This window comes from Kitasatospora sp. NPDC036993 (genome assembly GCF_055607525.1).
Genome location: NZ_JBVJRP010000033.1, coordinates 1 through 23,658, shown reverse-complemented (window position 1 = coordinate 23,658; position 23,658 = coordinate 1). Strand labels below are relative to the sequence as shown.

At 74.1% G+C, this 23,658-nt stretch carries 18 protein-coding genes; 13 read left to right on the top strand and 5 right to left on the bottom strand.

All coding sequences use genetic code 11. The annotated features are described in order from the left end of the window. Nucleotides 1–299: 299 nt before the first annotated feature. The 8 genes from ACZ7C5_RS37190 (at nt 300) to ACZ7C5_RS37155 (ending at nt 10,950) form a co-directional block, all read left to right on the top strand. Nucleotides 300–2,498, top strand: a complete 2,199-nt coding sequence (locus ACZ7C5_RS37190) for an AAA family ATPase (RefSeq protein WP_470324391.1) — start codon at nt 300–302, stop codon at nt 2,496–2,498. 260 nt (nt 2,499–2,758) lie between these two features. Next, on the top strand, nt 2,759–3,874 hold the full coding sequence (gene ald, locus ACZ7C5_RS37185) for an alanine dehydrogenase (RefSeq protein WP_401087215.1): 1,116 nt from the start codon (nt 2,759–2,761) through the stop codon (nt 3,872–3,874). Between the two features lie 425 nt (nt 3,875–4,299). Further along, nucleotides 4,300–5,367, top strand: coding sequence for a ParA family protein (locus ACZ7C5_RS37180; protein WP_030245868.1), 1,068 nt, complete (start codon nt 4,300–4,302; stop codon nt 5,365–5,367). Between the two features lie 41 nt (nt 5,368–5,408). Next, entirely contained in the window at nt 5,409–5,969 is a 561-nt protein-coding gene (locus ACZ7C5_RS37175) for a hypothetical protein (protein ID WP_470324390.1), read from the top strand. A gap of 466 nt (nt 5,970–6,435) precedes the next feature. Next, complete coding sequence (locus ACZ7C5_RS37170) at nt 6,436–7,329, top strand: segregation and condensation protein A (RefSeq protein WP_470324389.1); 894 nt, start codon at nt 6,436–6,438, stop codon at nt 7,327–7,329. A 295-nt stretch (nt 7,330–7,624) separates the two neighbouring features. Next, nucleotides 7,625–8,218 carry an SMC-Scp complex subunit ScpB gene (gene scpB / locus ACZ7C5_RS37165; RefSeq protein ID WP_401087261.1) on the top strand — a complete coding sequence of 198 codons (594 nt, stop codon included), beginning with the start codon at nt 7,625–7,627 and terminating at the stop codon, nt 8,216–8,218. Between the two features lie 62 nt (nt 8,219–8,280). Next, nucleotides 8,281–9,618: a pseudouridine synthase gene (locus ACZ7C5_RS37160; protein ID WP_401087209.1), complete on the top strand. Its 1,338-nt coding sequence runs from the start codon at nt 8,281–8,283 to the stop codon at nt 9,616–9,618. Nucleotides 9,619–9,942: 324 nt separating this feature from the next. Further along, nucleotides 9,943–10,950, top strand: coding sequence for a helix-turn-helix domain-containing protein (locus ACZ7C5_RS37155; protein WP_401087208.1), 1,008 nt, complete (start codon nt 9,943–9,945; stop codon nt 10,948–10,950). A gap of 187 nt (nt 10,951–11,137) precedes the next feature. On the opposite strand, the gene ACZ7C5_RS37150 is transcribed toward ACZ7C5_RS37155, so the two are convergent. The 3 genes from ACZ7C5_RS37150 to ACZ7C5_RS37140 all read right to left on the bottom strand — a co-directional run bounded on the left by ACZ7C5_RS37150 (nt 11,138) and on the right by ACZ7C5_RS37140 (nt 15,411). Then, nucleotides 11,138–11,500: a DUF952 domain-containing protein gene (locus ACZ7C5_RS37150; RefSeq protein ID WP_401087206.1), complete on the bottom strand. Its 363-nt coding sequence runs from the start codon at nt 11,498–11,500 to the stop codon at nt 11,138–11,140. Between the two features lie 86 nt (nt 11,501–11,586). Further along, nucleotides 11,587–13,134, bottom strand: coding sequence for a mucoidy inhibitor MuiA family protein (locus ACZ7C5_RS37145; protein ID WP_401087205.1), 1,548 nt, complete (start codon nt 13,132–13,134; stop codon nt 11,587–11,589). Nucleotides 13,135–13,137: 3 nt separating this feature from the next. After that, nucleotides 13,138–15,411: a DUF4139 domain-containing protein gene (locus ACZ7C5_RS37140; protein ID WP_470324388.1), complete on the bottom strand. Its 2,274-nt coding sequence runs from the start codon at nt 15,409–15,411 to the stop codon at nt 13,138–13,140. 440 nt (nt 15,412–15,851) lie between these two features. Here ACZ7C5_RS37140 and ACZ7C5_RS37135 point away from each other — a divergent pair, with 440 nt between their 5' ends. The 4 genes from ACZ7C5_RS37135 (at nt 15,852) to der (ending at nt 20,825) form a co-directional block, all read left to right on the top strand. Further along, nucleotides 15,852–16,937: a prephenate dehydrogenase gene (locus ACZ7C5_RS37135; RefSeq protein ID WP_401087202.1), complete on the top strand. Its 1,086-nt coding sequence runs from the start codon at nt 15,852–15,854 to the stop codon at nt 16,935–16,937. 69 nt (nt 16,938–17,006) lie between these two features. Further along, a complete protein-coding gene (locus ACZ7C5_RS37130) occupies nt 17,007–18,152 on the top strand; it encodes a DUF4419 domain-containing protein (protein WP_401087200.1) in 1,146 nt (381 codons plus the stop codon). Between the two features lie 246 nt (nt 18,153–18,398). Further along, nucleotides 18,399–19,112: a (d)CMP kinase gene (gene cmk, locus ACZ7C5_RS37125; protein WP_188301881.1), complete on the top strand. Its 714-nt coding sequence runs from the start codon at nt 18,399–18,401 to the stop codon at nt 19,110–19,112. A 258-nt stretch (nt 19,113–19,370) separates the two neighbouring features. Further along, a complete protein-coding gene (der, locus tag ACZ7C5_RS37120; protein WP_188301880.1) occupies nt 19,371–20,825 on the top strand; it encodes a ribosome biogenesis GTPase Der in 1,455 nt (484 codons plus the stop codon). Nucleotides 20,826–20,923: 98 nt separating this feature from the next. On the opposite strand, the gene ACZ7C5_RS37115 is transcribed toward der, so the two are convergent. Together ACZ7C5_RS37115 and ACZ7C5_RS37110 are read right to left on the bottom strand one after the other, a co-directional pair. Next, nucleotides 20,924–21,700 carry a hypothetical protein gene (locus ACZ7C5_RS37115; RefSeq protein WP_470324387.1) on the bottom strand — a complete coding sequence of 259 codons (777 nt, stop codon included), beginning with the start codon at nt 21,698–21,700 and terminating at the stop codon, nt 20,924–20,926. A 285-nt stretch (nt 21,701–21,985) separates the two neighbouring features. Beyond that, complete coding sequence (locus ACZ7C5_RS37110) at nt 21,986–22,840, bottom strand: hypothetical protein (RefSeq protein WP_470324386.1); 855 nt, start codon at nt 22,838–22,840, stop codon at nt 21,986–21,988. A gap of 591 nt (nt 22,841–23,431) precedes the next feature. Between ACZ7C5_RS37110 and ACZ7C5_RS37105 the strand changes: the two genes are divergently transcribed. Next, nucleotides 23,432–23,658, top strand: a 227-nt coding sequence (locus ACZ7C5_RS37105) for a transglycosylase family protein (RefSeq protein ID WP_470324385.1), incomplete at its 3' end; no start/stop codon positions are given.

Genomic DNA, 23,658 nt, shown 5'->3' with positions numbered 1-23,658 from the left:
CGGGCGTGTGCGGTCCTCGTCGGCGTGTGCGCCCCTGCCGGGGTGTGTGATCCGCGCAGACGGTGCGTGGCGCCCCGTGCGTTGAGTCGTTGGGGTGATTTGCCGATTCGTACGACCGGATGTCACCTCGGCTGAGCCGGACGGTCGAACTACGCTTCGCAGACAGGGCGCCCGTCCCGGGCCGCCTCCGCTGAGCTCCGGAGGCCGAGTTCCGGAGGTCGGGCACCGGATGCCGAGCGCCGGATGCCGAGCGCGGGACGACGTCGGGAGTGGCACGGGTGGCGAGGAAGACGGCGACGATGGAACCCGGCCCCGGCGCGCCCGCCGGGGCCGTCCCCGGCCTGGAGCGGCTGCCGGCCGGGCCCACGCTCTTCGTCGGGCGGCGCGCCGAACTGGCGGCGCTGCGGGCGGCCGCCGCCCGTCCGGCGAGCGGGCGGTGCCCGGTGCTGGTGCTGGCCGGGCGCCCCGGCTCGGGACGGACCGTGCTGGCCGCCCGCTTCGCCCGTACCGTCGCCGCCGACTATCCGGACGGGGTGCTGTTCGTACGGCTGTCCGCCCCGGACGGCGGCCGGGTGCCGCCCGCCCGGGCCGCCCGGCTGCTGCTGGAGCAGCTCGACCCGCAGAGCGCGGTGCCGCTGCCGGGGGCGGGTGGGGACGGCCGGGACGAGCCGGGCTGCGTGGCGCTGCGCGAGGCGCTCGCGGGCCTGCGGGTGCTGCTCGTGCTGGACGACGTCAGGGATGCCGGGCAGGTGTGGCCGCTGCTCGCCGATGAGCCCGGCTGCCTGGTGCTCGCCACCACGGCCGGGCCGCTCACCGGGATCGAGGACATCGACCCGGTGATCCTCGGGGGGCTGGACCGGCAGGCCTCCGGTGAGCTGCTGGCCGATCTGGTCGGCGGCACCCGGATCTCCTGCGACCCGGTCGGCGGGGCCGACCTGGCCGAGGCCTGCGCCGCCCGGCCCGCCGCGCTGCGGCTGATGGCGGGATGGCTGCGCGCGAACCCGAAGATCGCGGTCACGGACGCGGCGCGGGAGCTCAACCGGGTGGTGGGGGAGGAGACGGGGGCCACGGGGGCTGCCGCGGAGACGGCCGCGGGGGCGGCCACGGGCGGCGTGGCTGCTGAGGGGAAGACGGCTCCGGGGAAGACGGCCGCGGGAAAGGCCGCTGCGGAGAAGGCCGCTGTCGGGAAGGCCGCTGTCGGGAAGGCCGCTGTCGGGAAGGAGAAGGAGCAGGACAGGGCGGCGAAGAAGAAAGGAGAGGAGCGCGGGGTGAAGTCCCCCGGCGTTCCCTCGGCGGGGGCTGCTGGGGCTGCTGGGGCTGCCGGGGCTGCCGGAGCCGCCGAGGCCGCCGGTGTCGGCGCGGCGAGCGGGTCGGCGGGCGATCCGGCGGCCTGGGTGAAGCCGGGACCGGAGCCGGCCGAGCCGGTGCCGGTACCCGACAACGACCCGCTGCTCGGCGCGTTCACCCTGCTGTACCGCGGGCTGCCGGCCGCCCAGGCTCGGATGCTGCGCACTCTCACCCTGGCCCCGGCGCAGACCGCGGACCCGCGCACCGCCTCCGCCCTGGTCGGCTGCCCGGTGCCGGACGCGGCCGTGACGCTGGCCGCGCTCGCCGAGCGGGAGCTGCTCGGCGAGGAGGCCCCGGCCGCCGACGGCAGCCCGCGCTACCGGGTGCCGGGGCGGCTCTACCCCCGGCTGGTCCGGCTGCGTGAGCACGATGACCGGCCCGCCGAGACCGAGCTCGCCCGGGCCCGGCTGCTGGAGCGGCTGGTCCGGCTCACCGAGTCGGCCCGCGCGCTGCTCGACCCGGCGGCCGCCCCCGGCCCCGATCCGCTGCCGGCCCCGCTGCGGCTGCGCTCGGCCGCGCACGCCCGCGAATGGCTGCTCGGCGAGCGGGAGCTGCTGCTCGGGGCGGTGGCCGACGCGATCGGCCAGGGCGACCTGGACGGGTCGGCCGGGCGGTTGGTCACCTCGCTGCTGCGGACGCTGCCGCTGACCGGCGTCGCCGCCCCCACCGACCTCTACCGGCTGCACGAGCTGGTGCTGACCGTCGCCGAGCGCAGCCGCCGGCCCCGCCGGGCCTCGGCCGCGCTGCTCAACCTGGGCGACCTCCAGGCCTCGGCGGGCCGCTGGGAGCCGGCCGCCGCCCACTACCGCTCGGCCCTGGAACACGCCCGCGCGGCCGACGACGAACCGCTCTGCGCCCGGGCCCTGGAGAGTGCGGCCAACTGCCACCGGGCGCTCGGCGACCCGGTGCGGGCCGCCGACTGGTACGGGCGGGCGCTCGGCCTGCGGCAGGCGCTCGGCGACCACGCGGCCGAGGCCCGGCTGCTGGCACGAGTGGCCGAGGCCCACACCGCCCAGCGCCGTTTCGACGAGGCCGACCGGGAGTACCGGGCCTCGCTCGCCGTGCTGCGCCGGCTGGGCGACGAACGCGGCAGGGAGGCCGTCGGAGCCGCCCTCACGGACCTGCGGGAACGGGCCGACGCCGAGTGGTGACGGACGGTTCGGGAGTATTGTCGAAGATGCCTGGTTGCGACGTCTTTGGTAGGTAAGTCGCTGGGGAAGCCTACGAACCTGCCAATGCGCGCGGGAAATTTATTCACTTTGGAAGGCTGACACGCCGACTGGGCTTCATTACACTCGGACTAAGTCGCGCAGCGATCCCCGCCCCGGGCTGCCCGGAGGCTTCCCCACGTGCGCGTCGCCCACCGGTCTTCTCCGGTCGGGACCCCCATGGCAAGAGGACGTGTTCACCCGTGAAGGTCGGCATCCCCCGCGAGGTCAAGAACCACGAGTACCGCGTGGCCATCACGCCCGCCGGCGTGCATGAGCTGGTCCGCAACGGACACGAGGTCTACATCGAGGACAACGCCGGTGCCGGCTCCTCGATCCCCAACGAGGAGTACGTGGCCGCCGGCGCCGCGATCCTCCCCACCGCCGACGAGGTGTGGGCCACCGCCGACCTGCTGCTGAAGGTCAAGGAGCCCATCGCTTCCGAGTACCACCGGCTGCGCAAGGGGCAGACCCTCTTCACGTACCTGCACCTGGCGGCCGACCGGCCCGGTACCGACGCGCTGATCGCCTCGGGCACCACCGCCATCGCGTACGAGACCGTGCAGCAGTCGAACGGCGCGCTGCCGCTGCTCGCCCCGATGTCCGAGGTCGCGGGCCGGCTGGCCCCGCAGGTCGGCTCGTACCACCTGATGCGTCCGGCCGGCGGCCGTGGCACCCTGCCCGGCGGCGTGCCCGGCACCCACCCGGCCAAGGCCGTCGTCATCGGTGGCGGCGTCTCCGGCTGGCACGCGGCCACCATCGCCGTCGGCATGGGTTACGAGGTGACCCTGCTGGACCGCGACATCAACAAGCTGCGCGAGGCCGACCGCATCTTCGGCACCAAGGTCAAGACCATCGTGTCGAACTCCTTCGAGCTGGAGAAGGCCGTCCTGGAGGCCGACCTGGTCGTCGGTGCCGTGCTGATCCCGGGCGCCAAGGCCCCGAAGCTGGTCACCAACGAGCTGGTCTCCCGGATGAAGCCGGGCTCCGTGCTGGTCGACATCGCCATCGACCAGGGCGGCTGCTTCGAGGACTCGCACGCCACCACGCACGACGACCCGACCTTCAAGGTCCACAACTCGGTCTTCTACTGCGTGGCCAACATGCCGGGCGCCGTCCCGAACACCTCCACCTACGCGCTGACCAACGCCACCCTGCCGTACGTGCTGGAGCTGGCCAACCGTGGGTGGAAGGAGGCGCTGCGCCGCGACGCCGCGCTCGCCAAGGGCCTGAACGTGCACGAGGGCCAGATCACCTTCCCGGCCGTGGCCGAGGCCTTCGGCCTGGAGTCGGTCTCCCTGGAGAGCGTGCTCGCCTGAACCCCCTGACCGCACGGCGGTCGTTCGCCCCCGACCCGATCCCTTCGGGCCGGGGGCTTCGCCGTGCCCGTGAACGGTGGGTGGACCGGGCGGGTCGCTCTGTCGTCAATATCCGTCGGTCACGTCACCCGCCCGCAGAAACGTCGGGGCCGGTGACCCTCTCATCCCTTGACAGCAGCCCGCTCGATAGTCGACACATCCTGCCCACTACCGTGGATTGTGTTGCTGCGAACGCCTTGAACGGCCTAGAGTCGCAAACCGTCGGCATGCTGCCACGCTGACGAATCGACATAGAGTCCTGGATGCCCAAGGAGGTAAGACGACTTGTGAATGAGTCGACAATTGCTCCCGGGGGTGGTCAGCCAGGACTGGCGGAACTCACCGCCGGCCAGCCGAGTGAGGAGCCCGGGGCCCGGCAGCCCTCCGTGGGCTCGGCCGAGGTCGGCTCGGTCGCACTCCGCACTTTCGAAGCACGCCAGAACACAGCACAGGTGACCACGGTGACCGATCACGACGCCGACTTGGCGGCCTACGGCCTGGCCTACGGCGAGTTCGCCTACGGCGCCTACGACGACCCGGACGCCGAGTACGAGCCGGACCCGGAGTACGCCGCCACGCTGGCCCCCGACGCCGCGCGCCAGCGGCGCGAGCGGGTCGGCCCGACCGGCCGTCCGCTGCCGTACTTCCCGATCCCCGCGCCGGTCGCCGAGCACGGCCCCGCCCAGATCATCGCCATGTGCAACCAGAAGGGCGGCGTCGGCAAGACCACGTCGACCATCAACCTGGGCGCGGCGCTGGCCGAGTACGGCCGCCGGGTGCTGCTCGTCGACTTCGACCCGCAGGGAGCCCTCTCGGTCGGCCTCGGCGTCAACCCGATGGAGCTCGACGTCACCGTCTACAACCTGCTCATGGAGCGGGGACTGACGGCCGATGAGGTGCTGCTGAAGACGGCGGTCCCGGGGATGGACCTGCTGCCGTCCAACATCGACCTCTCCGCGGCCGAGGTGCAGCTGGTCAGCGAGGTGGCCCGGGAGTCCGCGCTGGCACGCGCCCTGAAGCCGCTGCTGCCCGACTACGACTACGTCATCATCGACTGCCAGCCCTCGCTGGGCCTGCTGACGGTCAATGCGCTGACCGCGGCTCACAGCGTGATCGTCCCGCTGGAGTGCGAGTTCTTCGCGCTGCGCGGCGTCGCACTGCTGACCGAGACCATCGAGAAGGTGTGCGAGCGGCTCAACCCCGAGCTGCGCCTGGACGGCATCCTGGCCACCATGTACGACTCGCGCACGGTGCACAGCCGTGAGGTGCTGGCCCGCGTCGTCGAGGCGTTCGGCGAGCACGTCTTCCACACCGTCATCGGGCGGACCGTGCGCTTCCCGGAGACCACCGTCGCCGGCGAGCCCATCACGACGTACGCGACCAACTCGGTCGGCGCCGCCGCCTACCGCCAGCTCGCCAGGGAGGTGCTCGACCGGTGCCGCCCCGCCGAGTGAGTCTCCCGGGTGCCGACGAGCTGTTCCGGACCACCGGAGGGATGGCGCTGTCGCCCTCCCTCGCGCCGCGTCCGGCCGCCGAGGCATCCAGACCGGAGACCGCGCGGACCGTCAACGGCCAACCGGACGGCGCCGAGGGCGGCGAGTCCGCCCAGGGCGCCCAGGACGACCGGCAGGTGACGCCGGAGCACCAGGCGGGCGCCACGGTGCCGGCGCCCGCCCAGCGGCCCGGCACGGCCGTCGGGCCCGCCGCCGCGGCAGGGAAGGCCGTCCAGGGCGGCCGCGGAGCCGGTTCCGCCCCGGCACCCCGGACCCACCAGAGCGTCGCTGAGGAACAGCCCGGCGCCGCCGGGCGCGCCCGGCCGCGCGGCCGGGCGCCGCGCCGGCCCAGCGGGCGCGAGCGGCACGACGAGAAGATCACGGTGTACGTGTCCGCCGAGGAGCTCATGGACCTGGAGCACGCCCGGCTGGTGCTGCGCGGTGAGCACGGCCTCGCCGTGGACCGCGGGCGGATCGTCCGGGAGGCCATCGCGGTCGTCCTGGCGGACCTGGAGCAGCGTGGCGAGGCCTCGATCCTGGTCCGGCGGCTGCGCGGCCGGTAGACGGCGCGGCAGGGCGGCCGGCTGTTCGAGCCGGGCGTCGTGGGGGGCCGTGGGCCCGGAGCGGGGCCGGCGTGGGGAGACCGCCGGCCGGTGACAGGCCTCGAAGGGGCTCGGAGGGGCTAACACAGGGCGTCGAGGGGCTCTGGCCGGGGTCGGGCGGCGTCCCGGGGTTCCTGGTCGTGGCGGGCGTCGGAGGGCCGTTCCCTGGGTGTTGTGGGCTCTGTCGGCATGGCCGTGGCCGGTTCGGCAGGACGGGCCGGGGCCGTCGGGCGGGCGCGCGGGTCTCGTGCGGGTCCGGGGCTCTGGTGGGACGCGGAGGGCGCGCGGAGGGCGCCGTACGGGCTCACGGGGCGCTCCTGGGGACGCCGGGAGGGCGTCCAGGGCGTCGGTCGAGGGCAACGGTGGGCGGCGTGTCGGGTGGCCCGGGGGCCGGGCCGAGGGCGGGGACGGGTGAAGATGGACCGTCATGCCCAGTACCGCCGAACCAGCCGCCACCGCCGAGAGCGCGACCGAGAACGAGTCGCGGGGCGGCTTCCGGGTACGGCTGGACAACTTCGAAGGCCCCTTCGACCTGCTGCTCAGCCTGATCGCCAAGCACAAGCTGGACGTCACCGAGGTGGCGCTGGCCACCGTCACGGACGAGTTCATGGCACACATCCGGGCGATGGGCCCGGACTGGGACCTGGACGCGGCGACGGAGTTCCTGGTGGTCGCCGCCACCCTGCTCGATCTCAAGGCCGCCAGGCTGCTGCCCGCGGCGGAGGTCGAGGACGAGGCGGACCTGGCCCTGCTGGAGGCCCGTGACCTGCTGTTCGCACGACTGCTCCAGTACCGGGCGTACAAGCGGGCGGCGGCGCTGTTCGGCGAACGCTGGGCGGCCGAGCTGCTGCGCCGGCCCCGGACCGCCGCCCTGGAGCCCCGGCACGCGGAACTGCTGCCGGAGGTGGTCCTCGGCGTCGGAACGGAGCGGTTCGCCGAGCTGGCGGCCAGGGCGATGGAACCCAGGCCTGCGCCGGTCGTGTACGTGGACCACATCCACACCCCACCGGTGAGCGTGCGCGAGCAGGCCGGACTGGTGGTCGGGCTGCTCACCGAACTCGGCGAGGCCTCGTTCCGGCGGCTGGTCGAGGACGCACCCGACGACCTGGTGGTGGTCGCCCGCTTCCTGGCGCTGCTGGAGCTGTACCGGGAGCGGGTGCTCGCCTTCGAGCAGCCGGAGGCGCTCGGCGAGCTGCTGGTGCGCTGGGTGGCCGAGGAGGGCCGGGACGCGGTCGAGGTGACGGACGAGTTCGACCGGCCGGCGGGCGAGGCCGGGAAAGAACCGGCGGGCGAGCTCAGGGAAGAAGGCGAGCGGCGATGAGTGGCGGGAACGAGGGCGGGCGGCGGTGAACGACGGGAACGAGGCGGCACCGCCGGTGCGGCGCCCGCTGGGGCTGCCGGGGCGGACGCGGGCCGAGGAGTGGCTGGAACCGGTCTTCGAGCTGCTCCCGGACCCGGTGGAGCCCGCCGGAGGGGGCGAGCCGGCCGGGGGCGGGGAGGCGGTGGAGGCGCGTGTCGCGCACCGGAAGCTCGTGCACCAGAAGTCGGCCCCGTCGACTTCCGGTGCCGAGGAGGCCGCCGACGCCGGGCTGCGGGCCGAGCTGGAGGCCGTCCTGATGGTCGTCGACGAGCCGGTGGCGGAGGAACGGCTGGCGGGGGTGCTGGAGCGGCCCCGGGCCGAGGTCGCGGCGGCGCTGCGCGAGCTGTCCGCCGAGTACACGGCCCAGGGCCGGGGTTTCGACCTGCGGCCGGTCGCGGGCGGCTGGCGGTTCTACAGCCGGGAGACCTGCTCCGAGGCCGTCGACCGCTTCCTCCTGGACGGCCGCCAGGCCCGGCTCACCCAGGCCGCGCTGGAGACCCTGGCGGTGGTCGCCTACCGGCAACCGGTGTCCAGATCGCGGGTTTCCGCCGTCCGCGGTGTGAACTGTGACGGCGTGATGCGTACCCTGGTACAGCGAGGACTGGTGGAAGAGGCCGGATCCGAGCCCGAAACAGGTGCGATCCTGTATCGGACGACGAACTACTTCCTGGAACGGATGGGGCTCCGCGGCCTGGACGAGCTGCCGGAGCTTGCTCCCTTCCTGCCCGAGGTCGACGACGTGGAAGCGGAGTCCCTGGAGGGCACGATGATCGCGGAGGCGGTCGCCGCCGCTGCCGCGCAGGCCGCGGACGGCAGTGGCGAGGCCGGTCGGGCCGGGCCCGATCGGTAGGGGGCGGTGAGGTCGGCCGAAACGACCGCACATCCCAGACGGAACGACGTACGGACACTTTGATGCGTAGCAGTGGCAACGGCAGGAACAGCAGCGGCGGCGGGAGCAGTCGCGGCGGACAGGGCGGGGGCCGGGGCGGCGGCTCCTACGGCGGCGGCAGCGGCCGCGGCGGCTCGGGTGCGGGCTCGGGTTCGGGCTCGCGCGGGGGTTCGTACGGCGGTGGCAGTGGCCGTGGCGGACAGGGCGGCGGCTCCTACGGTGGCGGCAGCGGCCGTGGCGGCTCGGGTTCGGGCGGGGGTTCGTACGGCGGTGGGAGTGGCCGCGGCGGCTCGGGTTCGGGCTCGCGCGGCGGTTCCTACGGCCGTGACGACCGACGCGACGACCGCCGGGACGACCGGCGCGATGACCGCCGCTACCCGGACCGCCCGCTGCGGCCCGAGGAGCGCCGGTACGACCGCCCCGAGTACGGCGGCGGCCCCAACGCCACCCCGGCCCGCGGTGGCTACAGCGGCCGGCGCCCCGGCCCGGCCCCGCGCCCGCGCCGTGAGGGCCAGGGTGCCCCGGGCGATCCGCGCCGCCAGCCGCAGCGCTCCCGCGAGCTCCAGGCCAAGATCGAGGACGCCGTCCTCGCCCGGCACGACAAGCCGGCCGTGAAGCTGCCCAAGACCTTCGGCGAGCCCGAGGGCGAGCGCCTCCAGAAGGTGCTGGCCCGGGCCGGCATCGGCAGCCGCCGCGCCTGCGAGGAGCTGATCGAGCAGGGCCGGGTCGAGGTCAACGGGAAGCGCGTCACCGAGCAGGGCAAGCGGGTCGACCCGCAGAAGGACGAGATCAAGGTGGACGGCCTGACCGTCGCCACCCAGTCCTACCTGTTCTTCGCGCTGAACAAGCCGGCCGGCGTGGTCTCCACGATGGAGGACCCGGACGGCCGCCAGTGCCTGGGCGACTACGTGACCAACCGGGAGACCCGGCTGTTCCACGTCGGCCGCCTGGACACCGAGACCGAGGGCATCATCCTGCTCACCAACCACGGCGAGCTGGCCCACCGCCTCACCCACCCGCGGTACGGCGTCACCAAGACCTACCTGGCCGCGATCCAGGGCCCGATCCCGCGGGACCTGGGCAAGCAGCTGGCCCAGGGCGTGGAGCTGGAGGACGGCTACGCCCGCGCCGACAGCTTCAAGGTGATCTCCAACGTCGGCAAGAACTACCTGGTCGAGGTGACCCTGCACGAGGGTCGCAAGCACATCGTCCGCCGGATGCTGTCCGAGGCCGGCTTCCCGGTCGAGAAGCTGGTGCGCACCCACTTCGGCCCGATCGCCCTGGGTGACCAGAAGTCGGGCTGGCTGCGTCGCCTGACCAACCCCGAGGTCGGTCAGCTGATGCGCGAGGTCGGCCTGTAGGCCCGCCCGCTTCCGATCCACCGGAGCCCCCTGCCGCAGCACGTGCCGCGGCAGGGGGCTCCGGCGTTCCGGTGCCCGGCGTACTGGTGTCCGGTGTTTCGGCGTCCGGCGATTCCGGGGGACGGGGAGGGGGTGTGGTGGAGCGGATGTCCACGTTTCGGACGGGTCGTGTGAGCCGGGACGCAACCGCTGGTCACGGCCTTGTCAGCGTCATGAGCCGTGGCCGAGGATGGCCACCGGACGGCCACCCGGCCGGGTGGCGGGACTGCGCCGGCACGGGCGCGCGGGTCGGGCGGAATCGGGCGAACAGGGGGAGTGGGCGTCGTGTCCGATGCAGCACTGGGGCGGGCCGGCGGACAGGCCCTCGGCGCGCTGGGACTGGCGGAGCCGGACGGGCAGGTCTACGCGGCGCTGGTGGCCAACCCGCAGTCCACGGCGGAGGAGCTGGCGGAGAGCTGCGGACTGACGTTCCAGCAGAGCGTGCGCGCGCTGGACCGGTTGGCGCAGCAGGGCATGGCGACCCGGGCGCCGGTGGACCGGCACCGCTACCTGCCGGTGCCGCCGGACGTCGCCATCGGCACCCTGATCGGCCACCGGGAGTCGGAGCTGCGCTACGCCAGGGCCGAGATGCACCGGCTGATGGACGCCTTCCGGGAGGCATCGCGGTACACCGATCCGGCGCACTCGGTGGAGGTGCTGACCGGCGGCGAGGCGATCGCCCAGCGGCTGGAGCACATCACCGAGACCAGCCAGTACCAGGTGCGCGGCTTCGACCGCCCGCCGTACATCCAGGACCCGGTGGCGCCGATGCCCCTGCAACGGCGACGGCTGCGCGAGGGCGTGAAGTTCCGGACGGTCTACGACCGGGAGGCGGTGGCCTGGCCGGGGCGGCTGGAGAAGAACATCCTGGTCGGCGTCGCGGACGGTGAGGAGGCGCGGGTCCGGCCAACGCTGCCGATGAAGATGATCATCTCGGACGACCGGATGGCGATCATTCCGATCAGCGTCGGCGACAGCGTGCTGGACGCCGCGTACGTGATCCACCCCTCGGCGCTGCTCCAGGCCCTGGACATGCTGTTCGAGGCGGAGTGGGAGCGGGCCGTCCGGTTGCAGGCGGCGGTCGACAGCGGGGACGCGGGGCCGGGGCCGGACGCGGACCACCGCAAGCTGCTGGGGTTGCTGGCGGCGGGGCTGACCGACGAGTCGATCGCCCGTTCGCTGGGCTGGAGCGCCCGGACCACTCAGCGCAGGCTCCAGAGCCTGATGCGTTCGCTGGGCGCCACCACCCGCTTCCAGGCCGGCATGGCGGCCCGGGAGCGGGGGTGGCTGTAGGGAATGTTGTGACAATTCACGGGGGTGTGACGAGTCGCGTACCCGGTGGGGGCGGCGGCTTCGGGGACTTCTGGGACTTCGGGGACTTCGGGAGCAGCGGGTGCCACGGAGGTTGCGGGAACTGCGAGAGCTACGAGAGCCATGAGAACCACGGGAATTGTCATAAAACTCCGCGGTCGCGCCCTCGTCAGCTCCAGGGGCTGAGTGAGGCCCAGCGGCCGTCCGGGCCGCGCTCGACCTTCTGTAGACCGACCACGGCGGTACGGTTCAGCCGTCCGTAGATGTGCGGGAACAGCACGCCGGGAGTGGCCCCGGGCGGCGGGGCGCCGTGCGGGTCCTCCCACTTGACCATCGGCTCCACCAGGGACTCCTCGATCAGCAGCACCATCAGTGGGTCGGGGGTGTCGGAGAAGAAGGCGTTGGCCACCGCGAGCGCCGTCTGCTCGTCCGCCGAGCAGTGGATGAACCCGTCGGTGAGCAGCGACGTGGTGGCGTACGGGCGGCCGGGGTCGGCCAGCCAGTCGTCCAGGGGGGCGAGGTGGAGGATCATGGTTCCTTTTCTACCCGTTGTCTCCGGTTTGGGCCTGAGCGGTCGTCATCGGCACGGTGGTGTCCGCGCCGGCCGCCGGCAGGCGGTCAGAGCCCGGCCACCTTCGCGGAGGCGGACACCTCGTACACCAGCGTGAGGGTGCGGCGGGCGCCCGGGGCGAGCGGGACGTCCCAGCGGACGATGCCCTCGGCGTCGAAGGAGTCCGGCGCCGGGTCGCACTCCTCCTTGCGCAGCCGCACCTCGACCGCGGACACCTCGGAGACCGGCACCCGCTCGCGCACCGTGACGATCCGCTCGTCGCGCTCCTGCGGGCCGGAGAAGCGGGACAGGTGCAGCCGGACCGTCCGGGTGGTGGTCTGGCGGCCGGTGAGGCCCGCGGTGGCCTGGCGTTCCTCGGTTTCGCGGACCACCCGGTACCCGTCCGAGCTGCCGAAGGACAGCTCGGCCTCGGCGCCGGCAGCGGTGAAGCGCAGCTCGCCGCGGCCCGTGAAGCCGCTGCCGCGGACCAGCTCGACCGGGCCGGACAGCAGTGGGTGCCCGGCCGTGTTGCGGAACCGGACCACCTCGGTGACCAGCGGCGACAGCTCCGGTGCGCTGGCGTACTCGCTGCTCGCCGGGCCGCTGAAGAAACCCAGCGGCACCCGGTGCGCGCGGCCGTCGGAGGGCACGTTCGCGGGGGCGGGTGCCGGCAGCACCCGGACCTCGCCGCCGTCGTCCACCCCCGGTACCAGGGAGGCCGGCCCGAGGGCGGCGACCGCCTCCTCACGCAGTTCGACCTCGACCGTGCGACGCTCCTCGTCGGTGCGCTCGCGCAGCACCAGGACGTCCTCGGCGACCGCGGGCGGGGCGGTGGCGAGTGTGGAGCGGGCGGTGGAGAAGGTGAGCCGGGCGTCCGTCCAGTCCTCACCGGTGCGCTGCCACACCACCGCCTCCGATTCCAGGCGCAGGCCGGCACCGTCCAGGGTCGCCCGGTAGGAGGGGCGCCACAGCGCGCAGGGCACCAGGTGGGAGACGGTCAGTTCGGCCGGGCCCGGCCGCGCGGCCTCGACGGTCAGCTCCAGGTGGGCGGTCAGTTCGGCCGGGTCCTCCTCGGCCTCGTCCAGGGCGGTCAGCGCCTGCGAGCGCTCCTGCTCCAGGCGGCGCAGCCTGGAGTGGGTGGTGCGCAGCTCCTCGCCGTGGCGTTCGCGCTCGGCGTCCACCCGGCCGAGTTCCCGGGCCCAGCGGGTGGGTTCGAGCTCGCCGATACCGGCGCCCTCGCCGATCTCGCGCAGCAGGTCGGCGGCGAGCTGGGCGAGCAGGGCCAGCCGGGCCTCCAGCCGGGCCCGGGTCTGCTCGGCCAGCCGGGTCTCGGCGTCCAGCCGGTGCAGCCGGTGGCGCAGCTCGGAGTCCTCAGGGCCGGGGGGCAGCGGGGCGCGCGGCGCCCAGCCGCGTACCAGCCGGGCGTCCAGCACACGGACGCCGCCGGTGGCCGACTCGGCGCGCAGGGTGCGGTCGACGGCGAGGGCGGTGAGCGGGCCGAGGCGCAGTCGTTGCACGCCCGCGGCGAGTGGGACGGTGGTGGTGCGCTCGACCTGGCTGCGGTCCTCCAGACAGGTCACGGCGGTGACGGGGAGGGGAAGGGTTTCGACGGTCATCGCTCAGTTCCTCCGGTTTCCGCCGACGATGGCCTTTCCGGCCGGGATCTTGATCAGGTAGCCGCCGTCCAGCTCGGTGCGTCCGCCCAGCGGCAGGTCGACCCGCCAGAGCCGGGTACTGGGCGGGCAGTCCGGGGTGGGGACGGTCGGGGCCTGCCAGCCGGCCCGCTCCTCGATCCGGATCTCGGCGTCGGAGGCGACCGGCACCCGTTCGCGGACCTCCACCGTGACGGCGCGTCCGAGCCGGTTCACCAACTGGACGTGCACCCGGTGGTCGAGGACGGTGCTGTTGCCCTTCAGCTTGCCGGTGGTGGACTCGTGCAGCTCGGTGCGGCGCGCCACCTCGATGCTCTCGGCGACGCCGATGCCCAGCCGCCGGGTGCCGCCGGGCGCGAGGGTGGGCAGGGCGGCGGTGAGCAGGAACTCGTCGTCCACGGTGACCTCGACCGGGCCGGCCAGGACGGCCTGGTCGGTGCGGTTGGCGAGCACCAGCGTCGCGTACACCTTCTCCTCGACGGCGGGGACGGTGACGTACTCGGGGCGGACGGCGAGCGGGATCTCGCCGACGGTGACGGTGTGCCAGGTGCCGTCGGACGGGATGTCGGCGGGGGCGGCGGCGTCGAACCGGTGGTCGAAGGAGCCGGCCGATTCGCGGGGCGGTACGGCGTGGCGGGGCAGGGCGAGGGCGCCCACCCGGGGGTCGCCGCTGCCGCCGGGCAGCGTCCAGGCCCGTTCCTCGCGCTCGATCCGTTCGGGGCGCGGGTGCAGGGTGCCGCGCCGGGCGGCGGGTTCGTCGGGACCGGCCAGGACGAGGTCGGGGTAGTCGAGGAGGGTGGCGTCCGGAGTGAAACCGGCAGGCGGGGGCGGTGCGGCGAGGCCGACGCGGCGGCGGGCTTCCGTGGGTGGGAGGCCGCCCGGGTCCGGTGGCAGCGACGCCGCGGCGACGACGGGGGCCGGGACCGGGGTGGGAGCCGGCGGTGGGGCGCCGTAGCCGGCGAAGGCGGCCGGGGCGACCGGGCCTCCCGGGGACGTGGGCATCGGGTAGTCGGCGTTGAGCAGGCCGCCGCCGTACGGGCCGGGGGCGGCGAGGGCGATCGGCTCCTCGGCGGCGAAGGCCTCGGCCCGGGGGCCGCCCGGACGGACGCCGCCGAGGTGTGCGGCATAGGGCGGGGCGGGGGCGGTGGCTCGGTGACGTGCGTCGAGGTGGGGGCCGCGGTGTGCGGCGGGGCGGTCGGCGCCGGCCGCGTCGTAGCCGGTGAAGAGGTCGGTCAGGCCGGCCGGGGGCTCGCGCCAGCCGGACGGGGCCGGGGCGGGCTGGCTGCGGCCGATCCGCAGCGAGGCGAGCCGGGGCAGGTCGGTGTGGCGGTCGAGGTCCGCGGTGGACAGGGCGAGGCGCACGCCCGTCCAGTCCTCGCCGGTGCGCTGGGCGACGGCGGCGCGCAGGACCAGGTGGGCGGTGTCGGCGCCGGTCCGGTAGGACAGGCGGTAGGCGGGCACCCAGCGGGCGGTGGGGACGCCGTACTCCAGTTCCAGTTCCAGGTCGGGGTGGGTGCCGCCGGAGGCGTTCTCGGGGCTGTCCCCGGCGTTGTCCCCGGCGTTGTCCTCGATGTTGTCTTCGAGGCTGCGTTCCGGGGTGCTTCCGGTGGTGAGGGTGAGCAGGACGGTGGTGCTGGTCCCGATCGGCTCGGCCAGGTCGGCGGTGGACGCCCGCTCCAGTCGGTCGGCGGCCAAGTCTCGTTCGTGGTCTGCCAGTTCGAGCTGCTGGGTGAGCTCTTCGGCGCGCTCCTGGAGCCGGGTCAGCCGCTCGTCGACGAAGTCGGCGAGCTCCAGCCAGGCGTCGGCGGGCGTGCGGCGCAGCGGCTCCTCGCGGCGGCGCTGCGGCGGGACGGCGCGCAGCGCGGTGGTCTCGGCGATCGCGGCCAGGACCAGCCGGTGGCGCTCGGCGAGCGTGCTGCGGTGCTCGGTGGTCTCGTCCAGCGCCCGCTTCAGGTCGTGGAGTTCCTCCGGCTCACGGAGTTCGGCGAGCAGCTCCAGCCGGGCCTCGGTGACCGCGGTTCCGGCCGGTCCGGTGAGCACTCGGGCACGCAGCGAGTGGCCGTCCACGGCGGCGGGCAGACCGGTCAGCCGGAGTCGTCCCCCGGGCGGGACCGGGACGGTGGCCCGTCGTCGGCACACCGCGCCTTCGGCGTACACCACGACGGACTCCAGGACCGACGGGTGGGCCGGTACGGCCGGTGGTTTCGACTGCCCGTTCCGGCCGCTGTGCTGTTCGTCCATGCGCAACCCCTTCGTTCGTGTGGCGCCCGCTGTGCGGTGCGTGCCGCGTCCCACCCGCTGTACGGCGCTGGTGGTGCCGGTACTTCGTGGGCTTCCGGTGCGCCCGCGCGTCTCTGCTCCGTTGGCCCGACTGTCGGGTCCGCTCGCCTGCCGTGTGCCGCTTGTCGTGTGTCGCGCTGCCGCGCCTTCCCCGTTCCCGGGCGGCCAGTCTGCCCGGATTCGGGGCGGGCGTCCCCGGATTCGCGGGTGCGGCGTGTGCACTGTGTGGGACGGGGGCGGGCCCGGCGCGGTTGCCGGCGCCGGAATCTGCCGGAGGTGTCGTTCCGGTTGCCGGGTGAGAGGTGGGGACTTGGGCCGGGCGGATGAGGGAGGATGGGGCGCGGGTGCTCCCGGACGGTCCCGGCACCTGTCGAGAATCGTGATGAGGAGAGCGACCCGCCATGCGCACTGCCGTCGTCGTCGGCACCGGACTGATCGGCACCTCCGCCGCGCTCGCGTTGACCGCCCGCGGGCTGACCGTCCACCTGGAGGACGCGGACCCGGACGCCGCCCGCACCGCCGAGTCGCTCGGCGCGGGTATCACCGACCCGGTCGACGGCCAGGTGGATCTGGCGATCATCGCCGTCCCGCCCGCTCTGGTCGGCAAGGTGCTGGCCGACTGCCAGCGCCGCAACCTGGCGCACTGGTACACCGACGTCGCCAGCGTGAAGGCCGGCCCCGGCAGCGAGATCGCCGAACTCGGCTGCGACACCGTCCACTACATCGGTAGTCACCCGATGGCCGGCCGCGAGCGCTCCGGCCCGCTGGCCGCCCGAGCCGACATCTTCGAGGGCCGACCCTGGGTGCTCACCCCGACCGCGGACACCGACACCGAGACGCTCAACGCGGCGCTGGAGCTGGTCGCGCTCTGCGGCGCGGTCCCGATCGTGATGAACGCCGCCGAACACGACCGGGCCGTCGCCCTGGTCTCGCACGCCCCCCAGCTGGTGTCCTCGCTGGTCGCGGCCCGACTGGAGAACGCCGACGAGACCGCCATAAGGCTCTCCGGCCAGGGCGTGCGCGACGTCACCAGGATCGCCGCCTCCAATCCCGGCATGTGGGTCGACATCCTCTCCGCCAACGCCGGTGCGGTCGCCGACGTCCTGGAGGCGGTCGCCCGCGACCTCGGCGAGACCGTCACCGCGCTGCGCGCCATGGAGGCCGTGGAGGAGGACGAGCGCCGGGTGGGCGCGGCCGGGATCGAGGCGGTCATGCGGCGCGGCAACACCGGCCAGTCCCGCATCCCCGGCAAGCACGGCGCGCCGCCCACCCGGTACGAGACCGTGGCGGTCGTGCTGGGCGACCAGCCGGGCGAGCTGGGCCGGCTGTTCGGGGAGGTCGGCGAGGCCGGGGTCAACATCGAGGACGTCGTCATCGAGCACTCGACCGGGCAGCAGGTCGGCTTCGTCCAGCTGTCGGTGGCGCCGACGGCGGTGAAGCGACTGACCAAGGCGCTGCGGGCGAGCGGCTGGAGCGTCCGGGACTGAGGTCCGAGGGGGGCCTGGGCCGAGGCCCCGGGCGGCGGTCCGGGCGGGCGGCCAGGGGAGGGGGCGGGTGTGATCATCGACTTGCCGCTGGGGGAGACCCGGCACGGGTTCGCTGGTGATCCGGTGGACTTCGGGAACGAGCGGTTCCTGCGGGCGGTGCTGGGCGAGCGCTTCCTGCTCCGCCACCGCAGCGTCGAGGCGATGTACGAGCGGCCCAGGCCCGTACCGCTGTACCCGGAGTTCGCCGAGCCCGAGCCGACCGTCAGCCTGCTGCTGCGGGCGGCCCGTGCCGCCTTCGCCGAGCACCTGCCGTTGAGCCTGTCCCCGGACGTGCTCTGGTACGCGGTGGTGCACGAGGTCGCGGTGCACGTCCGGATGTACCCGCCGCGGTACCGGGCGCTGTTCCGCGCGGTCGGCGGGCGCCGGGCGCCGATCGTGGTGCGGGACGACGGCCTGGCGGGGCCGGCGGCGGTCTGGTCGGGACCGGTCGGGGCGGGGCCGGACTGGTCGGGGCCGGCGGCCGGGGCGGGGCCGGACTGGTCGCGCTCGGTCCGGCTGGTGCGGGAGCCGCTCGTGGCGGCCGTCGGCGCGGAACTGGTCGACCTCTTCCGGCCGGACTTCTCCACCACGACGCCGGACGACGTCTCCTCGGCGCTGGTGGCGCTGATGGACGTGGTCAGCCCGTACTACGACTTCCGCTGGGAGACCCGCTGCGGCATCCCGAGAGTCCGGCTGGAGGGCACGGCCGGGGACTGGGCGCGGCTGGCGGCCGGGGTGGGTGCACTGGCACAGCGGTTCGGCTGGTTGGCGCCGTGGTTCGCGCAGCTGCGGCCGGTGGTGGACGAGATCGCCGCGACGGCGGCCGGCGGGCCGGTGGACGAGGACTTCTGGCGCTCGCTGTTCAAGTGGCGCTCGATGTCCGGCGGGCCCCGGGTGACCGGCTGGCTCACCGCCTTCCTCGCCCACACCCAGACGCCGGACGGTCCCAGGCTGCGGCGCTCCTTCGACTGGCGGGAGGCGGCGGGCCGCGAGTACCACCAGGAGGCGTTCGAGGTGAACGACTTCCCCTCGCACGTGTCCAAGGTGCCGTTCGTGTGGGAGGTACTCGGACGGGAGGTGCCGATGGTGCTGGTCGGCGGGGTGCTCGGGATCGAGCGGGACGGGGAGTATCTGAGGCCGCGGCTGGGGACCGCGGTGCTGGAGATGGTGGAGTAGCGGCGGGGCGGGGCGGGGCGGAAGAGGCGCCGCGCCGGGCGGATGGTCAGTGGCAATTGGTCGATGTCGACTAGTCGGAATCAACCAGTCGAGACTGACTGTTCGGGACCGACTGATCAGGATCGACTGGTCGGGCCGGACGGCGCGGAATGTGTCACGTCGGCGGTCCATTAACCTTGAGGGAGACACTCCCCGGCCGCTCGCCTGCCCAGGCTCCGGCTTCCATGCTCAGAGAGAGGTTCGCCCGTGGACACTGCCGACCGAGCGCACGCCCCGGTCGTCGTCGCCATCGACGGACCCTCCGGCTCCGGCAAGTCGACCGTCTCGCGGGCGGTCGCCGCCCGGCTGGGCCTGAGCTTCCTGGACACCGGCGCCATGTACCGGGCGATGACCTGGTGGATGCTGGCCAACGAGGTCGACATCGACGACGCGGAGGCGGTGGCCGTCGCGTGCGGCAAGCCGGTGATCGTCTCGGGCACCGACGCCGACGGCCCCACCATCACGGTGGACGGCCAGGACGTGTCCGGCCCGATCCGCGGCCCCGAGGTGACCTCGCAGGTCAGCGCCGTGGCCGCGGTGCCGGCCGTACGGTCCCGGCTGGTGGAGCTGCAGCGCGGCTGCGCCGAGGTCGCCGAGCGCGGCATCGTCGCCGAGGGCCGGGACATGGGGACCGTGGTGTTCCCGGACGCCACCGTCAAGGTCTTCCTGACCGCCTCCGAGGAAGCCAGGGCCGCGCGCCGGGCGACCGAGTTGCGCGCCAAGGGCGTGGACGAGGCGACCATCACCGCGATGGCCGCCGACCTCGCCCGCCGCGACGCCGCCGACTCCTCCCGGAAGACGGCCCCGCTGACCCAGGCCGCGGACGCGGTCCTGGTGGACACCAGTGCCCTTACCCTGGAGCAGGTGATCGACCGGATCGCCGGCCTGGTGGAGGAGCGGGCCGGGCTGTCCTCGGTCTGACCGCCGTGGATCAGGCCGGAGCCGGTGCGACCGGCGTCGGGCCGTCCGGGCGGGTTCGACCGCAGCCGGACGGGCCACAGCCGGGCCGGCCGTAGCCGAATCGGCAGAACACAGGTCCGACCGCCGGTCGGGCCGACCATCGAGTGAACCGCGGGCCGTCGAGGTGCCGCGGAGACAACCATCGCGCTGCCCCGAGCGGGGCAGGTACGCACGGCACGCCCCTGGGAAGGGCCGGGCCGGGAAACGGAACAGACGAACATGACCGCAGAGCACTCCGCCGCCGACCACGGTGAGCTGGACGCCGCCGACTACGCCGAGTTCATGGCGCTCGCCGCCGAAGAGGGCTTCGACCTCGACGGCATCGACGGCGCGGACGGCGCCGAGCACGTCCGGCTGCCGGTGCTGGCCGTCGTCGGCCGCCCGAACGTCGGCAAGTCGACCCTGGTGAACCGCATCATCGGCCGTCGCGAGGCCGTCGTCGAGGACAAGCCGGGCGTCACCCGCGACCGGGTCACCTACGAGGCCACCTGGAACGGCCGCCGCTTCAAGGTGGTCGACACCGGCGGCTGGGAGATCGACGTCCTCGGCATCGACGCCATGGTCGCCGCCCAGGCCGAGCTGGGCATCGAGCAGGCCGACGCGGTGATGTTCGTGGTGGACGCCACGGTCGGCGCCACCGACACCGACGAAGCCCTGATCAAGATCATCCGCCGGGCGGGCAAGCCGACCGTCCTGTGCGCCAACAAGGTCGACGGCCCGTCCACCGAGGCCGAGGCCGCCTACCTGTGGTCGCTCGGCCTCGGCGAGCCGTTCCCGGTCTCCGCCCTGCACGGCCGCGGCTCGGGTGACCTGCTGGACGCCGTCATGGACGCGCTGCCCGAGGCCCCGCCGCAGACCTTCGGCGACGCCGCCCCCGGCGGCCCGCGCCGCGTCGCGCTGATCGGCCGGCCGAACGTCGGCAAGTCCAGCCTGCTGAACAAGGTCGCCGGCGAGGAGCGCGTCGTCGTCAACGAGCTGGCCGGCACCACCCGCGACCCGGTCGACGAGATGATCGAACTCGGCGGCAAGACCTGGAAGTTCGTGGACACCGCCGGTATCCGCCGCCGGGTCCACCTGACCGCCGGCGCGGACTACTACGCCTCGCTGCGCACCTCGGCCGCGCTGGACAAGGCGGAGATCGCGGTCGTCCTGATCGACGCCAGCGAGACCCTCGCCGAGCAGGACACCCGGATCATCTCGATGGCCGTCGAGGCCGGGCGCGCCGTCGTCATCGCCTACAACAAGTGGGACCAGATGGACGAGGAGCGCCGCTACTACCTGGAGCGCGAGATCGAGCGCGACCTCGTCCAGGTGCAGTGGGCCCCGCGGGTCAACGTCTCGGCCATGACCGGCCGGCACATGGAGAAGCTCGTCCCGGCGATCGAGACCGCGCTGGAGGGCTGGGAGACCCGTATCCCGACCGCGCGCCTGAACGCCTTCCTCGGCGAGCTGGTCGCCGCCCACCCGCACCCGATCCGGGGCGGCAAGCAGCCGCGCATCCTGTTCGGCACCCAGGCGGGCATCCGTCCGCCGCGCTTCGTGCTGTTCGCCTCGGGCTTCCTGGAGGCCGGCTACCGGCGCTTCGTCGAGCGCCGGCTGCGTGAGGAGTTCGGCTTCGTGGGGACGCCGATCTCGATCTCGGTGCGGGTCCGGGAGAAGCGCAAGAAGAAGTAGACAGGAGCGGCCGGTTCTCTGACCGGCGACCGGAGGGCCTCGCCACCATGGCGGGGCCCTCCCTGCGTTCGGCGGGGCGCCGGTGGTCGCCCGAGGGGTCAGCGGTGGTCGCCGGTCGGGCCCGGAGGCAGGGAGAGCATCTGGCGGTGGCGGCCGCCGGTGGACCGGGTGGTGGTGAGACCGGTGACCGTACCCATCACCGGGGAGGGCGCGGGTGGCGCGGGCGGTGCGGGCGCGGGTACCGGCATCGGGTGCGGGGCGGCGCCGAGGTAGCCGGCCGCCACCCAGCCGTGGCCGTTGGTGAACTGGGCGGCTGGGACCGCGGGCTGGGCCGGGGAAGGGGCCGCGGTGCCGTGGCCGAGGGCGTCGCCGGTGGAGGCGACGGGCTCGGCGTGGCCGGCGGTGTGACCGCGGTGGTGACCGGCTCCGTGCGAACCGGCGCTGTGCGTTCCTCCGCCGTGCGGCCCTCCGGTGTGCGCCCCTCCGCCGTGGGCCCCGGCGGCGTGACTGCCGGTGTGGGCGCCGGCATGGGCCCCGAGGTGGCTGCCGGCATGGGCCCCGAGGTGGCTGCCGGAATGGCCGTGCTGTTGGACGCCGGTGGGGCCGGTGCCATGGTGCTGGGAGCCAGGCATGAACTGGGGGAGCCCCGGCACCTGGCCCGCGAGGGTGTGGAACGCCTGCTGCTGGGGCGGGTACGGGCGCTGCTCGCCGGGCAGCGGGTAGCCGTCGCGGACCGCGAAGCCCGTGAACTTCAGGTCCTCCTCACCCGAGCGGTCGCCGGGCAGGGCGCGGAAGAGGCGCCGGTACTCCGAGTACAGCTCGTCGTAGATCGGCGTGGCCGAGTGCGGGTGTTCGGCGTCGTACGACGGACGCATGCCCGGGATCGAGCGGGAAGCGGTGGCGGACCGGCCGGGGGACGCGGAGACGTCGTAGCTGTACACGTAGGGGCCAACGAGCGAGAGGGGCGGGGGATGCGGGGCGTGGGGGCGCGGGCGCGTCGACGCGCCGGAGCGCGAGGCGGGCGGGCGCGCCTGGCGGAGGCGCCGGCACGCCGGGGTGTGGTCGATGTGTGACGCCGGGGCAGGGGCCGACGCGGGACGCCGGAAGGCGGCCGTGGGGTGGGCGGCCGCCTTCCGGCGCGTCGTGGGCACGGAGGCGGATCAGGTGCCGGCGAGCGGCAGGGACGCGGCGACCACCTGGCCCAGTGCCACCGCCCGCTCCAGGGCCTGGCGCAGCAGGTCCTCGCGCGGTTGGCGTCCGACCAGCCCGGCCGGCACGGCGTACATCGTCACCTCGGAGAGCTGGCTCGCCGCCATTCGCCAGGCGTCCGTGACCTGGAGCGGCTGGTGTGCCTGCCACCAGCCGGTGCTGCCGCCGGTCGCGGAGGGCTGGAGGACCGCGTGCAGCTTGCCCATCGCGACCAGGACCGACCAGCCGGGCAGCTGCTCCGGGGTCTCGTCCAGGTCGGTGACGGGCTGGAAGCCGGCGTCCTGGAGCAGGTCGAGGAACTCGTCCTCACCCGAGGTGCTGCCGGGACGGCCGACCGGTCCGGTGGGCTCGACCACCAGCGAGGCGTGCCCGGCCTTGCCGTGCAGGACCAGCCCGCAGGTGATGCCGAGGATGGCGGCCTGGCCGGGGGCGGTCGGCTGGGTGGGGGCGGGGCCGGCGGGGGTGGCGGGCGATGGAGCCGGGGCCGCCGGCGAGGCGGCGGGGACGGCGAGGTCCGGGGCGCCGGACTGGGACTGGCTGATGCTTCGGACGGCGCCGACCAGTTGCTCCTCGGAGACCGGTACGACCTGGGAGGGGATGCAGCGGGCGTGGGCGAAGGCGAGGACGGCGGTCTCCTCGCCGACGAACAGCACGGTGCTGGTGGGCTCCACGTGCGTGTCGCCGGGAGTCCGGCAGGAGGTGCACTCGTAGCTGTCGGGGGCGCGGTCACCGCCGAGCAGGCGGTCGGCCTCGTCGTCGCCGATCTCGGACCGGACCTCGTCGCTGACGTCGAGCATGCGCGGCACAGGGGTCTCCTCGGATGGGTGCGGATGGGGTTCGGGGGCGGACGCGGGAGGTCGCCATGCCCAACGGGCACCTGTGTCAGGCGTCACGGGTGCCCGTCGATGCTGACGGTAATTGCCCCGGATCCGACCGCGAGGCGTGTTCTCGTGGTCGCAATCTGTCGATGTTCGTGCCGGGACTGCCGGATTGGAACGGTGAGGTGAGTCACGTGAACTGGATGTTTGATCTAGGAATCGATGTCTAAGTCCGACATTTCGGACATGATTATGTGGGTCTTACCGCCGGTAACCCTTGGCTGAGCTGGGCGGACCGCCGGAGTTTTGGCTTCGCCGCCGAACGGCTCGTAGCTTCTTGGTCGGCGCAACGAGCGCCACCCGGGCTCACCCCCGACGCACCACCCCCCGGCCCGCCGGGTGTGGCAGGTGCCCGCCGACGCGATCGCTCGAACAGGTCGTCGGCGAGCGGCTGGGTGGCCAGGGGCGGCAGCGGCACGTCCGACACGTGCACGGCCGCCCGACGGACGCGGCAAGCGATCGCGGTCCTTTCCAGGGCCTGGTTCCGCATGTCCGCCCGGGGCTGTCGAGAGGAACCTCATGACCTTCCGTAACGAGAACGCCGCTGCCACCACCTCCACCGCCACCAAGCGCAACCGCGTCCGGATGGCTGTCGTGGCGGGCGCCGCTGTCGCGGCCCTGCCGGTGGCCGGCCTCGTCACGGCCACCTCGGCCTCCGCCGCGTCCGTCTCCACCTGGGACGCCGTCGCCCAGTGCGAGAGCGGCGGCAACTGGGCCATCAACACCGGCAACGGTTTCTACGGCGG